This is a genomic window from Bacillus sp. VT 712 (assembly GCF_001614195.1).
GTDB lineage: Bacteria > Bacillota > Bacilli > Bacillales > Bacillaceae_H > Priestia > Priestia flexa.
This window is the reverse complement of record NZ_LWBK01000067.1, coordinates 1-14,572: the sequence shown is the minus strand read 5'-3', so window position 1 is coordinate 14,572 and position 14,572 is coordinate 1. Positions and strand designations below refer to the sequence as shown.

At 32.3% G+C, this 14,572-nt stretch carries 12 protein-coding genes and 2 pseudogenes; 8 read left to right on the top strand and 6 right to left on the bottom strand.

Going from position 1 to position 14,572, the window contains the following annotated elements:
• Both A2U94_RS19420 and A2U94_RS19415 read left to right on the top strand, forming a co-directional pair.
• A pseudogene (locus tag A2U94_RS19420) lies at nt 1–234 on the top strand (ISNCY family transposase); the annotation flags it as partial.
• A gap of 473 nt (nt 235–707) precedes the next feature.
• Nucleotides 708–1,283 (top strand): GNAT family N-acetyltransferase, encoded by a 576-nt coding sequence (locus A2U94_RS19415; protein WP_025908858.1) that lies wholly within the window; start codon nt 708–710, stop codon nt 1,281–1,283.
• Nucleotides 1,284–1,517: 234 nt separating this feature from the next.
• On the opposite strand, the gene A2U94_RS19410 is transcribed toward A2U94_RS19415, so the two are convergent.
• The 3 genes from A2U94_RS19410 to A2U94_RS19400 form a co-directional block, all read right to left on the bottom strand.
• A complete protein-coding gene (locus A2U94_RS19410) occupies nt 1,518–1,817 on the bottom strand; it encodes a hypothetical protein (protein WP_025908859.1) in 300 nt (99 codons plus the stop codon).
• Nucleotides 1,818–1,832: 15 nt separating this feature from the next.
• Complete coding sequence (locus A2U94_RS19405) at nt 1,833–2,495, bottom strand: hypothetical protein (RefSeq protein WP_152545169.1); 663 nt, start codon at nt 2,493–2,495, stop codon at nt 1,833–1,835.
• Between the two features lie 274 nt (nt 2,496–2,769).
• Nucleotides 2,770–3,963, bottom strand: a complete 1,194-nt coding sequence (locus A2U94_RS19400) for a hypothetical protein (protein WP_025908861.1) — start codon at nt 3,961–3,963, stop codon at nt 2,770–2,772.
• Between the two features lie 1,172 nt (nt 3,964–5,135).
• Here A2U94_RS19400 and A2U94_RS19395 point away from each other — a divergent pair.
• Nucleotides 5,136–5,492 carry a hypothetical protein gene (locus A2U94_RS19395; protein WP_025908862.1) on the top strand — a complete coding sequence of 119 codons (357 nt, stop codon included), beginning with the start codon at nt 5,136–5,138 and terminating at the stop codon, nt 5,490–5,492.
• 152 nt (nt 5,493–5,644) lie between these two features.
• On the opposite strand, the gene A2U94_RS21680 is transcribed toward A2U94_RS19395, so the two are convergent.
• Entirely contained in the window at nt 5,645–5,785 is a 141-nt protein-coding gene (locus tag A2U94_RS21680; protein ID WP_025908863.1) for a hypothetical protein, read from the bottom strand.
• A gap of 906 nt (nt 5,786–6,691) precedes the next feature.
• Between A2U94_RS21680 and A2U94_RS19385 the strand changes: the two genes are divergently transcribed.
• Nucleotides 6,692–6,946: a hypothetical protein gene (locus A2U94_RS19385; protein ID WP_152545170.1), complete on the top strand. Its 255-nt coding sequence runs from the start codon at nt 6,692–6,694 to the stop codon at nt 6,944–6,946.
• A 224-nt stretch (nt 6,947–7,170) separates the two neighbouring features.
• Here A2U94_RS19385 and A2U94_RS20960 read toward each other — a convergent pair.
• Both A2U94_RS20960 and A2U94_RS19380 read right to left on the bottom strand, forming a co-directional pair.
• Nucleotides 7,171–7,825: pseudogene (locus A2U94_RS20960) on the bottom strand (IS6 family transposase).
• A gap of 443 nt (nt 7,826–8,268) precedes the next feature.
• Entirely contained in the window at nt 8,269–10,050 is a 1,782-nt protein-coding gene (locus tag A2U94_RS19380; protein ID WP_025908866.1) for an AIPR family protein, read from the bottom strand.
• A gap of 581 nt (nt 10,051–10,631) precedes the next feature.
• Here A2U94_RS19380 and A2U94_RS19375 point away from each other — a divergent pair.
• The 4 genes from A2U94_RS19375 to tnpC all read left to right on the top strand — a co-directional run.
• Nucleotides 10,632–12,308: a DUF262 domain-containing protein gene (locus A2U94_RS19375; RefSeq protein ID WP_025908867.1), complete on the top strand. Its 1,677-nt coding sequence runs from the start codon at nt 10,632–10,634 to the stop codon at nt 12,306–12,308.
• Nucleotides 12,309–12,526: 218 nt separating this feature from the next.
• Complete coding sequence (locus tag A2U94_RS19370; protein WP_025908917.1) at nt 12,527–12,721, top strand: hypothetical protein; 195 nt, start codon at nt 12,527–12,529, stop codon at nt 12,719–12,721.
• Complete coding sequence (gene tnpB / locus A2U94_RS19365) at nt 12,718–13,071, top strand: IS66 family insertion sequence element accessory protein TnpB (protein ID WP_139367959.1); 354 nt, start codon at nt 12,718–12,720, stop codon at nt 13,069–13,071. Before A2U94_RS19370 ends, tnpB begins: the two co-directional genes overlap by 4 nt.
• 98 nt (nt 13,072–13,169) lie before the next feature.
• Nucleotides 13,170–14,572 (top strand): IS66 family transposase (gene tnpC / locus A2U94_RS19360; RefSeq protein WP_062954774.1); only part of this gene is annotated, 1,403 nt, incomplete at its 3' end.

The window sequence follows — 14,572 nt, the reverse complement described above, 5'->3', positions numbered from 1 at the left end:
CCACTCAATCCACGAAAAGGGAAACAGACGAAAATTTCTCATCGTCGTGTACTATCAACTTTTTTACAAACAACGTTTGGCAGACAATTGATGAAAGAGCGTGGAAAAATTGAACAACAGTTTAGTAAACTAAAAGATCAAGGGTTGGAGCAGCCTCGTTGGTATGGACAAAATCGCTATCTGTTGCATGTTCAGCTAGTTTTTCTGATTCATAACATTGCATATTTATTTTAGTTTTGCAACACCCTCACAATATAATATGATTTTATAATTTGTCCAGTGAAAAGATGGCAAAATAAAAAACTGTCTCCAGTAAAGAAGAGACAGTTTTTTATTTAAAGAGTTAAACGACATGATAAAAATGCAATTTGTAAAAAATAGTCTGACATTTAATATATCATATCTAACTAAAAAATCAATTATTTAGAGGGTAAAGCATATGTATAAAAGGTGCACTTTTTATACATTTGTTTGGGTTACGCCCTTGTATAAAACCCTTACGCGTCAAGGATGTATAAAAAGCTGCATAAATCAGAAACAAGGCCTCATCGAGAACCCTACTCCCATAAGGGTTCTTTTTTTTGTGTGTTCCGGAAAGAGTGATTATGTTAACTAACCTTGTATATCATATACATGCTTTCTTTGCATTTTTTCATTAATAATATATACTGATTTTAACAAATAAAGAAAAGTTAGGGAGTGCTTAAATGAATCCACTGTTATTAGATTTCCCTAAAGAATTTTATACTGAAAGGCTTTTTATAAGACTTCCTCTTCCTGGTGATGGAAAAGTTGTATCTCAAGCAATAAATGAATCTATTGAAGAATTAAAACCATGGATGCCTTTTTCCAAAAACAAGCAAACCATAGAAGAAGCAGAAATAAATGTTCGAAAATCTCATACAGAATTTTTACAAAGAGAAGATTTAAGGCTTTTAATTTTTCTCAAAGAGACGGGTGAATTCGTTGGATCTTCTGGTTTACATCGGATGAATTGGAATGTTCCCAAGTTTGAAATTGGTTACTGGATTAACTCTCGTTTTAGTAATAAAGGATACATGACTGAAGCTGTTGAAGGAATTATGAATTTTGCTTTAAAAGAATTAGGAGCTAAAAGGTTAGAAATCAGATGCGACTCAAGTAATATTAAAAGTCGTGCTATACCTGAAAGACTAGGATTTAGGTTAGAAGGTATTTTAGAAAATGATGGTGTATCAGCTGATGGGCTAGACTTGAGAGACACCTGTATTTATGCAATGGTTCTAAAGACTAGTTCAATTTAATGTATACAGTTTTAAAGTCTCTCTAATAAGCCTCTGCTTCTTAGAGAGACTTTATTTTTATATTTAGATTTCCGATAAATACGTTTTATGTTAACTACAAATGTATAAGATATAAAATCTAAAAACCAGAAAAACCAACCTGTGAGCTCTAAAGGTTGGTTTTTCTGTTACTGTAATAGACATTGTGGTAACAAAAAAGCCACCTATTAGTTAATAAATGGCTTCTTTAATCAGTTAACCTAAAACATAGAATAAGCATAGTAACAAAATATCAATAGGTAAACTAATACTCAGAAAAAGCAGCATATATTTTTTAGGTTCAGGGCCTCTTTTTTTGATGGAGAAGAATTCTACTCCTAAATTATTGATTGTAATCAGTAAAGAAAACATTACATAAAGTAAAACATTTTCCTTAAACATATGTGTGAAAAGTGGAGAGAATAGAATCAAAAAAGTAAACATCTGAAAAGACCCTCTTGCAAAAAGATCTATTTTACCGCCTAAAAACTCTTTAAAAGTGTTATCAGGATTCATGTGATCACCACCCTATTATGATAAACAGCCAGCAGCAGCACTAGCGCCTAGCCATACAGCTCCAACTCCAGTTCCAATAGCCCAACCTGCAGGTCCACTTACTCCTGCCACAGTCATTAATCCACTAAAAGCAGCAGTATGAGCAAAGCCAGCGATTGAAGTTGCTCCACAACCACTAATTCCTTGAATAGAAACTGTATTTGAAGATGATTTAGTTTCGCCTAATTCTTTAAAAATCTGTTCTTGTAACTCTTTACCCTCTGGACTATCTATAATCTCATTAAACTGTTCAACTGTAGCTGTTAACTGATTATATGCAGTAGAATCAAGGTCATCTTTTACCTTGTCCTTATTCTCAATGACTACTTGGTTCTCATCTTCATCAAATTTTACATATTTTAAAATATTATTAAGCTGTTCAACTGAACTTTCTAATTGATTGTAAACAGTAGAATCATTGAGGTCATCTTTTAATTCATCTTCATTAACAATTGTAATTTGAGTATCGTCCTTATTAAATTCTAAATGCTCTAATACGGTATTAAGTTCTTCTTGTTCTGCTTTAGATAGTTCCGTATTTTCTGCTGCGTTTACATTTAAATGTGTTCCAAAAGCAGTAGATGTAAGTAATACACCAGCAGTTAAAATCGTAAATACGGAAAGTCTAATTTTCTTCATAAATGGCATCTCTATAAAATCCCCCAACCCCTAAAATATACTTTATATGTATTATCCTACCAGAAATTAAAGAGGGTGAATTGCATTCCTAGCAATTTAAAAATAAATTACTAGGAATGTTCAAAAATCAGGAATCTTATTGTAATTCTTAAGACTTAAAGAAATTCATCTACGGAGTCTAAAATCACCGAAATTTAACATATAAAGTGTGTCTTCTAGAAGCAATAACAACTTTAAGTTGTTTCTAATTGCCTTAAGGCAATTTTTTTACTATTTAACGGCTAAAATCTGGCCCTTGGTTTTTCGATCTATTTATATTTGTGCTTCTCATTCTTCTCAATTGATGTCTTTGTTGAGCTTGCTCTTGGCTACGAGTAGCTTGTTGTATAGCATTAAAAATCGTATTTAGTGCATTTATGTTGCTTTCATGTGTTTTTATTTCTTTTTCTAGCCATGGGACGACTGTTTTCTCCATTGTGTTCATACGACTTTGTTGTTGTTGTAAATCTTGTTGTCCTTTGTAGCCGAGTTTTTTTAGATTTTCACGTCCATATTTAGCTTCACTTTGCAATTCTTCATAATCTTGACGAGCTTTTTTTGAGACAAGCCGTTTGGCTTTTTCTCTTGGGCTCCTGTCTAATTCATCAAGCTTTTTCTCCACATTGCTGAGCTTTTCTACTTCTTTACTCATAGTTGACACATGTTCTTTCTCTATACGAACCATTTTCTGATGTTTTTTGAACTCGTCTAGCTTCTTTTGGTTAGCATCTAGACTTTGTTTGATGTTAGATAGTCTAAACTGATTCTGTTGAGCAATATCGTGATACTGTTCCAGCTTTAATGCATTGCTATAGGTGAGATACTTTCCAGCTGTTTTGAGATCTGGATAATGAGAGGTTATCTCACAGATTTTGGCTTGTTTAATCGCTTCTTCAGCTTGTAATAGTACTCTTGTTTCGACTTGAATTTGTTTTTTCTCATACGTAATTTGATTGAGTCGATTTTCCTTCTTTTGAGAGAATTCTTGATAACGCTGATAGAACTCTTCTTTGGTTGAAAAACGAAGCGTTTCTTTATGTTGTTGAATGCTGCTTTCATAGCTTTCTTTGTTACTTTCTAAATCAGAAATTTTATCAAGATGACGTCGTTTCATCATGTTATTCTCTTTGAGTTTAAACGGATTAAGGGACTTCTTAAGTTCTTCTACTTTTTCTTCGTTCTGCCCGATTTCACGCTCTAAATCGCTCACACGATCATAATAATTGCTTACGTTTAGGAATTGCTGTTGTTGTGCATGAAGGTGTCGTTCAATAGGATCATGACGGTCACTCATTTTGCGTAACTCTTCGTGGCGTGCTGTAATATCTTCAAAGGTAATAACCTTTTGACCTACTAGAGATGCAGCTTTTTGAATATAGGTTTTCTCTATATCCGTAGAGAAGCTGAATTGCTTCTCTTTTTCCTTCATTTTCTTTAAGTGGTCTTCTTTTTGACGACGATAAGCTTGTAAAAAAGGTTTTGGCTGGCTGTTTTTATTTATATCTATTTATACTTTATATACAAGCGTCGAGAGCTTTTTATTGAAGTAGAATTGACAATGGATGTAGATGAAGAAGTGCAACCCATGTTTGCCCTACATCCTTAGCAAACCTTCTTGTGTGTCTCTCTTATTTATCATTCTCTCTTTCTTTTTAGAGAATAAAGACAATGCCATTAAAAGTGAAACTATACGTATGTAATTTTCGTTTAATAGCTAATTCGAGAGTTATTACTTATAAAAACCAGTTTGTTTTGGATTTTACGATTCCCATAGTGTTGGCAGCTTTTGAGAGAAGTCTTTTTATCCGTAATCAGTTTGACCTTAAGTTTTGTATTTAATTTAGCTTGTTGATTCACCTTGCTCGCACTCATTAATAAATAAGTACGTAATATATGAACGTAGGTCAAATTGATCTTCACTAACAAACGTAGAAAAAATGTTTTTGTTTTCGCTCATTGAATTTCCCTCCGATATAAAAGTTTCTATTTCTACTATTCCCCAACTAGTAATCTCTTATACATATAATTTCATATAAATAGTTTTTCATTATGGATTGAAGTAGAAAGTTCCTCTTGTGGAATCTGTTTAAAATTTCCAATAACCCTTTACTAGCCCTATAGTGTGCAGGTATGTTTTACTATGGAAGAATGCAATATATATACTTATTTTATGCAAAAATAAGTATATCAAAATAAATTATAAAATAAGTTTTTTTTGTTGCACTGCCTTTTTAAAAAACACATCATCTAATACCGCCATATGAAAATCATACTATTTATTTACCTTTTACAAGGGATATCCCATATCAATAGTGGTATAAAAGAATGGATTATCTAAAAGAATTTCTTTTTATTTTGTAAATCAATTATTTTTAAGTTAATTAATGGTAATACTAATTTGTTGATCAAAAAACTAAATATTCCTCAAATTATATGAAATTTCATGATACAATACGTATTAAAATACAAAGATATGTGTACAAACTGGCTAATCGCTAGCAAAAATAATGAGAAATCAGAAGAAGAAATGATAAAGTTAATATCTATCATAAGTGTCTCCTATACCTATGTAACTATTAAAAGTGAAAAGGAGTGATTTTTGTGGATTTCGAAAACCAAAAAAAATTGCTGTTAGATTTACTGATCACAACATGGGAACTCAATGGATCTCAAGTAGCTTTATTTGCCAAAGAGCTGTCGGAACAATTCAATATCACAATAGACCCTTTTAAAGGAACTATAAAAGCAAATGAAGATGGACAAGATGTAACGCTAAGATTCCTATTAAACAACCAAAACATCAACGTTACTTCTATAAATTATGATGATAAGCAGTTTTTCATAAGAAACAATATTGAGTATAGGTTAAGAAGAATCAGTTTAAGAACAATATGTGAAGTCCAGTATAATGGAGAAGTATACATTCCGAGTTGGAAGGAATCAGTTATGCTTAGGTGACCAATGATTCGTCCCGTGTTAAAAAGAACGGCCTGCTTGTTACTGAATTTGAGATTTATGAGAATAACAACCCCTACCATCAATTTTAAAAAGAACTTCAAATAAAAAAACATAGGAAGATCTTGATCTTCCTATGTTTTCATTCATTTTATTCATCTATTTTGCTTCTTTTTCAAATACTCCGCACGAAGTTTTTCAAGTTGCTGCTTTTTATCAACTTTAGTATTTTTTTGTTTTTCATGATACTTTGTCATAGCCATCTGGCCTTTGGTATCCAATAGATATTTGCTCACTTTGTTCACCTACATTTCTTGTCCTTTAAAAATTACTTCACCAAATATACTATACCTTATTTTACTGAAGTAAACCTTATTATTTATTAATTAGTTTATTGCTAACTTTGCATATATCAGTAAAAACATTAAAAATGTAGTAAAATATTTCATTGCTAATTGGTATTTATTTCGTTGGGATAATCAAAACAAAATGAGTTTGGGACATAACAAAATGATTGCTTCCAAGAGACGAACAATAGCTGTTCCAATCTTTTTGGTTTGTCTGAACACGTTCGTTCCATTGCGCTACGGCCACTCGCTTTCCGCGGGGAGGAACCTGAGCTTCCTCGCTGCGCTGCGGGATCTCCGTTTTCCCTCTCTTTCCCGCAGGAGTCGAGTGTCCTACGCTCCATTCCACCCTGTTTCCAACATTGTTTTCACAATCAACCAAAAAACCTGAACGATTAAAAGTGAGAAACTCTCAATCGTTCAGGTTTATCATTGGCTGAATTACTTATGTCCCAGCCTCATTATTTAAATATGACCTGTGAGGGATTTGAACCCCCGACCCCTTCCCTGTCAATCTTAATCATTAAAAACAAGCAAGTTTAATTCAGTTAAACAAGATCAAGAAAGCTTGATTTATCAAGGTTTTAGGCAAGTTCACAAATTAACTCAGTTAAATGAAATCAACTCAAAAATATAATTATGTGAGCAAATGTGTGAGCATTTTGAGAAGCAAGTGGTCTGTTTTTTCGAACATATGATGCATATATGCTGCTCCGTCTAAAATCCGCAAATTTCACTTTTATTTGAGGCAGTTATAAATGGAACCAGGTATATTGATTACTCTTCGATAAATTAGAGTAGCCGCGTTTATATATTTGACGAATACCTAATAAAAATTCGATATAGGAGAATATAATGATGGAAAAACAGTATCAGCTAATGTTCGTTTTTCGAACAAAGCAACTTTCGCTTCTACATTGTGTAGGAATGGACTATGTAAATGGATCAATGTTTTGTGTGCTTCTCAACAGCCCAAATGATAACGTGCAAATTGATTATATGACTAGTCGCTATCCAAGACCTTTAATTAGTCATTTAACTCGGGAAAAAGAAAGGATTGATTCTGGCTTTTATGATATTAGAACTTGGGGGATGAGTTTGTATCATTAATAAAGCATAAAAAACACAAAAGGTTGTTGTTTAAAGTCAACAACAGCCTTTTTTATTAGCTTTAAAGAAATAATTCCTACTTAAACATATTTATAGGATTAAAAACCTTAAGTTCTGGTACAAAGATTGCATTTATTTGAAAGAGTTATCTAAATTCCTAATGGAATATGTTCTTATGCATACATTCCAAATAGTTAATGAATGAACGTCACTCAATTTTGGACCTATCTGTTTGATAAATTAAGTTGTCCTTTTCTAATGATATGCATCAATTCTATTCTGAAAAGAATAGATTTACCTGTGCAAAAAGATTTCAAGCCTGACACCGAACGAACTATCCTTTTAATAAAACGATGATCTTGCTTTACAATGTGATTAAGATATTTCACCTACCTCGTTTGGGTACTTAAAGGTATCTTTTTCTTTTTCTTTTTCTTTTTCTTTAACTCTTTAATCGCTATAGGATAGGTTGAATTCTTGTATACTGTGATCACACTGGGGTTGGAAACATAAAAAGTTGCAATTAGTTCCAAAAAAGCACTTTGCAGCTTTATGATCTCTTGCTTTGCTTAAATAAAAATGAATTGTATTCCTTTCTTAATCAACTGCACGATAAAGGTATATCCATTAACCTTTGACTTTTATATATATATCATTAACTCTCCAAGAATCATTAGATGGCTTAAGAAACCACTGTACTCGCTCGTTTAATTCGGAACCATACTGATGAAACCAACGCACGATAATTGTATGAGCAATAGATAGTCCGCCTTCTTCCATCATTTCGACTAGATCACGGAAGCTAAGATTTTACCGTAAGTGACATCTCACAATTAATAAAATAATAGCAGTTTGATAATGTACACTTTGCTTTTCTATAATGATCATGCGCTTTTTTAGATTACTAGTATCAGTATGTCCAAGCTTTAAAGATTAATTGCGGGTTAAGCTCATTTTTACACCTGAATCAGGTTTTATAGCAATTTAATATTCAATTCGGCTAAATTTCTAAGTGTTTTTGCAATTGGTTCAGTTAACGGTCATTTAAAAACCTTGCTTTTATAACGTTGGTAATAAATTAGATATAATGGCGTCAGGAGAAAAAGTAATTAGTACATTTGTTGATAATTCTTAAATTTATGTTCAAGGAACTTCAATGGCTTCTGCTTATATTATTGGTTCGGTAGCTATTTTACTTGGTTCTGATACATGTCTTACTAATATAGAGATTACCCAAATTTTAAGAACCTCTTCGATTTATTATTCCTTTTAAACCACTAAACAAGCCCCAGTATAAAACTAGAGGCTTGTTGTTCATATTGTTAGTTGGAAACTTTATATCTTTCATTTACTTTTTGTATCAAAATCTTATGAAATGCTTGACTTTTAGTTAATGTAGCTATTTGCTTACCACTTTTGTCCTCAAGCAGAGACTCATACATAATTTGGACACTTTCTTTAAAGATTTCATCAAATACTGCTGTAACTTGATTAGACCAATTATCGAAATCAACTTTTCCTTTTTCCCCCATTATAGGAAGCTTCCCAAACCTCTTTTGACTAATTGCTGAAAATGTTGATATTAGAAAGAAATCTCCTGTATTTAAAAAAGAGTAATCATTAATTTCCTTTGCTTTAATACCAAGATATTTAAGAATAGTTTTGTTCTTCTTGTTTCTTTTATAGCTTCTATATTCACTTATTCTTTCCATGAATTTATTATAAATTTCAAAGACAAACGCAACTCGTTCAGCATTAATATTTTTAAGTATAGTTTCTAAGTTCTTTTTCTCAAATAATTTTGCTTTATTCAACTTAGCTACTGGTGCTAAATTTTCATAAAAGCTAGCTTGAAGTTGAATAGCTAAATCTAATTCGATGGCTTTACTATTATTAACTCCAAGTAATTGTGTTTTTTCTTTTCTACTTAATCTTTTCTTCAGTAAGTCTAGTTTATTAGCTTGTCTTTCAAAGAAATAACCTAATCTACTTAAATCATCCTCAAGTGTCCTAACTATTGGTAAATTAGAAATTAAGTAACTATCTTTTATCTCTGTCTGAGAATTTAGAAAGATAGATATATTCTGTTTAATCACTGGATCTGTGATCTCTATTATTGTAACTTGTACTAATCCATCCTTTAACAAACCCTGTTTTTTTGCTTCTAACAAACTATTCATCGTTTGACATCCATTTACAACCATAGCATTATCTATCTTTATGATCTTTTTAAACTCTGCATTTACTACCTTAGGTGAAACAATAACAATACCATTATTGTAAAGATGAAAATGGCTAACATCTGATCCTGTAGCAGTACTGATTATACCTTGGTTAAATTTGTTATCAACACCATGAAAAAGTCTTACATTTTCATCAAAAATAATATTTTGGTACTTTTCACACAGTTCAGCTAATTCTCTAAGTGAGGCATGTATAGTATAAGTATTGGAATCCTCGTCCATTAAAACTCCAGTACTTGTACCATGTTGAGTGAGAGTAACGGTAAAATCCTCCCTTAACTTTCCTTTTTCATAAATTATATTTGTAACATCCTTTTTATCTAGTAGAATCCATTCTAATGTATTGCCTGTCCCAATTATCTTTTCTAACTCTTCATTTAAAGTTATTTCTGCTGTTTCACTTAAACCTTCAGTATATGAAACAAAAGTTAATTTAAATGAAAAAATGTTACTTTCGTCAACCTCTGCAATTTTTTTTATTAAATCTTCATTAGCATTAAGGGGTGGCTTACCACTTGAACAAAATTTATACCCTCTTAAGAAACTTGCAATGTCTTCTTGTGTAATCTTCTTTGAAATATTCCCCTCTTTATCTGGGAATTTAAATTGATACAAGTTAACCCTATCTTCTTCGTTATTTATTATAATTGCATCTATTCCCCAATCATTATGACCATCAGTAATTGATTCTTCAACAATATTTTCATTAATCCCCTCTATATTAAAAAGGTACCAATGAGCAAAAGCCTGACTTTTCTTACTATATTCAAATTTATTTTTTATTTCCTCTACCTCTTCTTTAATTCTTTGATAATAAGAATTATATAAGCCTTGATAGTCATTTGAAATCGTTTCTAACAAGTAAATTCCTCCTACAACTGTTTATGAGTTTTTACGTATGTATATTTTATCTTATTTGGCTTAATTTGTCTTTATTGTTGGAAAATCGTAGACTTTTGTATAAGATCCAATGAAGCTATGCTATTAGTCTCACGACTTTTACTCCATCAAGACCAACTCTTTGAAGATGTAACTTTCCTAGCAGAAGAGTGAAATGAGTTTAAAATAAACTAATAGGATATTTTTTAAAATTTAAAACATACTAAATATAAAAACCTATCTATATGGCAATGCAACAACTAAAGCGATATTCAAATCATAAAACAGAGTTTAATATATGTTGGTATTTTACATACAAATTCACCAATAACGTTTAATAAGTGGCTTTATTAATGTTGTTTACTCTTGTCTATATAGACAGATATACAATTAACCCTTACTCCAATGTGTCTTTTTCACTTTCCAACATTATTAATCTTTAACAACTTTAATATTAAGCCGTTGAATTACGTAATAAAAAAATTTATTTAATTATATAATCTAGTACTTTTGAGATACAATAATAATAAATATACAGCTTTATATATTTGGAGGAAATGTTGATGAAATTACTAGAGGCAAAAAGTATTACACTAAAACACTATTTAAGTCTTTCAAACGGAACACTATGTATTCCATATAGCCAAAGGCCATATGAATGGGGAAAAGATCAAGCAATTCGCTTGTTTAATGACCTTTATTCAGTTCACTCCAATCCAGATGAAAAACATGTTTTAAATTTTATAACTGTTTACGAAGAAGGTAACAATAAATATATCTATGATGGACAGCAAAGAAGCGTTAGTGTTATTTTGATCATTTGTACTCTTATAAAAAAACTTAGAGAAATAGGTTGTGACTCTATTGCAAACAGTATTACTAGTGACTTCGTTTATACTGAAGATTGGTCCAATGATTCAGTAAATTACAAGATTATATTTGAAAAAGAAAGTGCTAATAACATATTCAGAGATTATATCTCTAAAGGTTTAAAAATTCCAGATGATATTTCTTTGACAGACTATGAAAAATCAATGAAGACTAATTATGAGATATTTGAAGGGTTACTAAATGAAAAATTAGGAATAACACCCACTTTTGAGAAATTAAGAACTATAGTTAAGAATATGGTAGACAATGTAATGCTCATCTTACTTGAAACTTCAAGTGAAGAAATTGCAATTAAAATGTTTGATACATTAAATAGTACTGGGTTACAGCTTGCTGATTTTTATGTACTTAAAAATTCTCTAGTAAGAGTATTAGGTGAAGACACGATAAAATCAACGTGGGAAACAATTGAATCTAACACAGACGGACTTAATAAAAATAAATTTTTATCTACCTATGTGAATGCATTTAATGGAAAAACACAAGAAAAGAATTTATTTAATAAAATCAGCTTAAAAAAGAATATTGAAAACATACTCAATGCTAAATCTGTATTATCTGAACTTGAAATTGCCTCTAAATCGTTTTTATGTATGGATTCCCCACGTCAAAGAACTGATGGGATCGAGTCTGATCAAATTGAATTTTCAAAACATATTAATTCATTAAAGATAACTAAAGCAATGCAATACAAACCCGTAATTGCATCCATGGATATACGTGGTTATACTTTAAAAGAAATTAATCAAGTTCTTAGTGCAATTACTAAGTTGCAGTACCGAAATATATTTATTGGTCAAGAACCTGCGAATACATTAGAGAAATTCTATCCAGATTTAGCCAAAACTATTTATGATAAAATAATAACTTCCCTTGAGGATATATTGCAAAAGATACATTCTATGATGCTAAGTGACCATATACTTTTAGAACGTTTTAACTCAAAACTAATTAATACACGTAATGATGAAGTTATATTTCGTCACATTTTAAGAGAAATATACAATAATGCAAACTCTGAGTTACAAATAAACCCTGATACAATGCAAATTACTCTTGAACATATTTTACCTAAGAATCCAAAGCTAGAAAGCCAGTGGCTAAAAGATTTTGATGATGAAATCAGAGAAAAACATACCTATGCAATAGGTAACATAACTGTTCTATTAGGTTCTTTAAACTCAACAGCTAAAAATAAAGATTTTAATGATAAAAAGCAAGAGTATTCCAAGAGTGACATACCTCAAAATAAAAAAATTGGTGAGAACGATAAATGGACTTCTTCGGAAATTAACTCTAGAACCATAGAGTTGTATGATGCTTTTAACTCTATATGGAGTAAAAATTAAATCACCGATTCCGGTGATTTAATTTCATGTCTATTGCCAGTAGTCTATAAATCTTGGACATACTTATACTAGTACTGAAAAAAAGAAGAATACAAGAAGGAAGAGTTTAATTCTCTTCCTTCTTGTATTCTTCTGTAAGCCCCCATTCAAACAACGCATATAAACACGCAGCACCTTCTGGTACGATACATGTATGAATCAAAGGAGGTGCATGTCTTATGCCACAACAAAAATTAACGATTGTCCCCGTCACACTACACCCAGATACTAAACATTCTTTATCATCCACTTCTTCAAAAGATCCTTCAATAAGCATTTGCACGATCAAAACGGCAAACGCGGAAATATCCTTCTATGGCGGCGTAGGTGAGCACGTTATCCAAACCGTTATGAGGGAGTTGAAACATCTGTGAAATACGATTATACAAGTGTGAAAAATATCTACATCATTTGCGGAAAGACCGATATGCGAAAAGGCATAGACGGGCTTGCCACACTGATTCAAGATTCTTTCGAACTTGATCCATATGGCGATTCCATTTTCTTATTTTCAGGATGGAGTAAAGATCGCTACAAATGTCTGTATTTTGATGGCGATGGCTTCGCCATGCTTTATAAGCGTTTAGATAGTGGAAAACTTCAATGGCCAAAAGATGAAAATGAAGTACGTAATCTTTCACAACAGGAGCTCCGATGGTTACTTGAAGGGTTATCCATTCAGCAACCAAAAGCCATTCAACCATCACTAAAAGGCGCGTTCTAAAATCGTTCAAGCGTTCAAGTTGGTACTTTTATCTTTATTTCACTATTCAAATTGATTATAATAGGAGGAACGAAACTGAACGGAAAGTAGTGAATGTTGTGTCGAACGCTTCTTCTAATAACAAAAGTAAAGATGAGAAATTAATTCGACTGCTTGAAGAACAATTAGCTCATTCGAATCAACAAAATAAAAAGTTATCGAAAAAGTTGGATCAATCATTGAAACAGATTGAATCGTTGACGCAACAACTTCAACATTTAACAAAACTCTTATATGGCTCTAAAACAGAAAAATCCAAATACAATACGCCCGACGGGCAAGTGTCCTTATTTGAGGATGACCCGTCTTTTACTGATTCTGAGCACACAGAAGAACAAAGCCAACAGACGATTTCTTATACTGTTGTTCGAAACATCCAGAAGAAAAAGAGAAATGATTCATTGCGAGATGATGTAGAAATAGAAGTGATCCATCATCATCCAGACAATACCATCTGTGACTGTTGTCAACATCAAATGGTTGAAATCGGCGGAACGGTTGTCCGTGAAGAAGCTACATTTATTCCCGCAAAAATGATGAAAGTACAGCATATTGAACATGCCTACGAATGTAGGAACTGCAAAAGTGAAGCATCACAATCCGCACAAATTAAGCGTGGAAAAGCACCACAGCCACCGATTCAACGTAGCATCGCAAGCCCTAGCGTGCTTGCGAAAGTCATCTATGATAAATTTGCGCAATACTTACCCCTTTACCGCCAGGTCAAGGAATGGTCACGTTATGGTCTAGATACGAATGATAAAAATCTTTCTAATTGGGTCATACATGCAGCACATGATTGGCTACTACCTATTTATAAACGAATGAAAGAGTTGATGATGTTTAAGTCTGTTCTACATGTCGACGAAACGTATTCCCAAATTATTCATCGTTCTGATGGGAAATCTGGTCAATCCAATGCCTATAACTGGGTATATCGAAGTGTGCCAAGCCAAGGTCCCTTGATTATTCTATTTCAAAGCTCTTTATCACGGGCTCGGTCCGTCCTTGAAAGTTTCACGGAGGGGTATTCCGGTACAATTATTTGTGATGGTTACTCTGCCTATGATAAGATTGGCGGAATTACCTTCGCAAATTGTTGGGCACATGTTCGTCGTTATTGGTTGAAAGCCGACAGTAAGAATGGCCAAGTTGGTGTGAAGTATTGTGATGAATTATATCGACTAGAAAGGAAATTTAAACATTTGTCTCCGAGCAAGCGCAGAAAAAAACGCCAAAAATACTCGAAGCCAATCGTTGACAAATTTCTTAACTGGATTGAAACATCACCATTCTACGGAAAAAATGCCCTCGCAAAGGCAGCTGAATATACGTTGAATCGAGCAAATGGGCTTAGAGCATTCTTGAACGATGGCCGCATTGAGATTGATAATAATCCAGCCGAAAACGCCATCCGCCCCAATGTCATTGGTCGAAAAAATTGGCTCTTTAGTGTTAGTGA

Coding starts and splice junctions, on each gene's coding strand:
- A2U94_RS19415 (WP_025908858.1), top strand. CDS start 708: ATGAATCCACTGTTATTAGATTTCCCTAAAGAATTTTATACTGAAAGG.
- A2U94_RS19410 (WP_025908859.1), bottom strand. CDS start 1,817: ATGAATCCTGATAACACTTTTAAAGAGTTTTTAGGCGGTAAAATAGAT.
- A2U94_RS19405 (WP_152545169.1), bottom strand. CDS start 2,495: ATGAAGAAAATTAGACTTTCCGTATTTACGATTTTAACTGCTGGTGTA.
- A2U94_RS19400 (WP_025908861.1), bottom strand. CDS start 3,963: ATGAAGGAAAAAGAGAAGCAATTCAGCTTCTCTACGGATATAGAGAAA.
- A2U94_RS19385 (WP_152545170.1), top strand. CDS start 6,692: ATGATGGAAAAACAGTATCAGCTAATGTTCGTTTTTCGAACAAAGCAA.
- A2U94_RS19375 (WP_025908867.1), top strand. CDS start 10,632: ATGAAATTACTAGAGGCAAAAAGTATTACACTAAAACACTATTTAAGT.
- A2U94_RS19370 (WP_025908917.1), top strand. CDS start 12,527: ATGCCACAACAAAAATTAACGATTGTCCCCGTCACACTACACCCAGAT.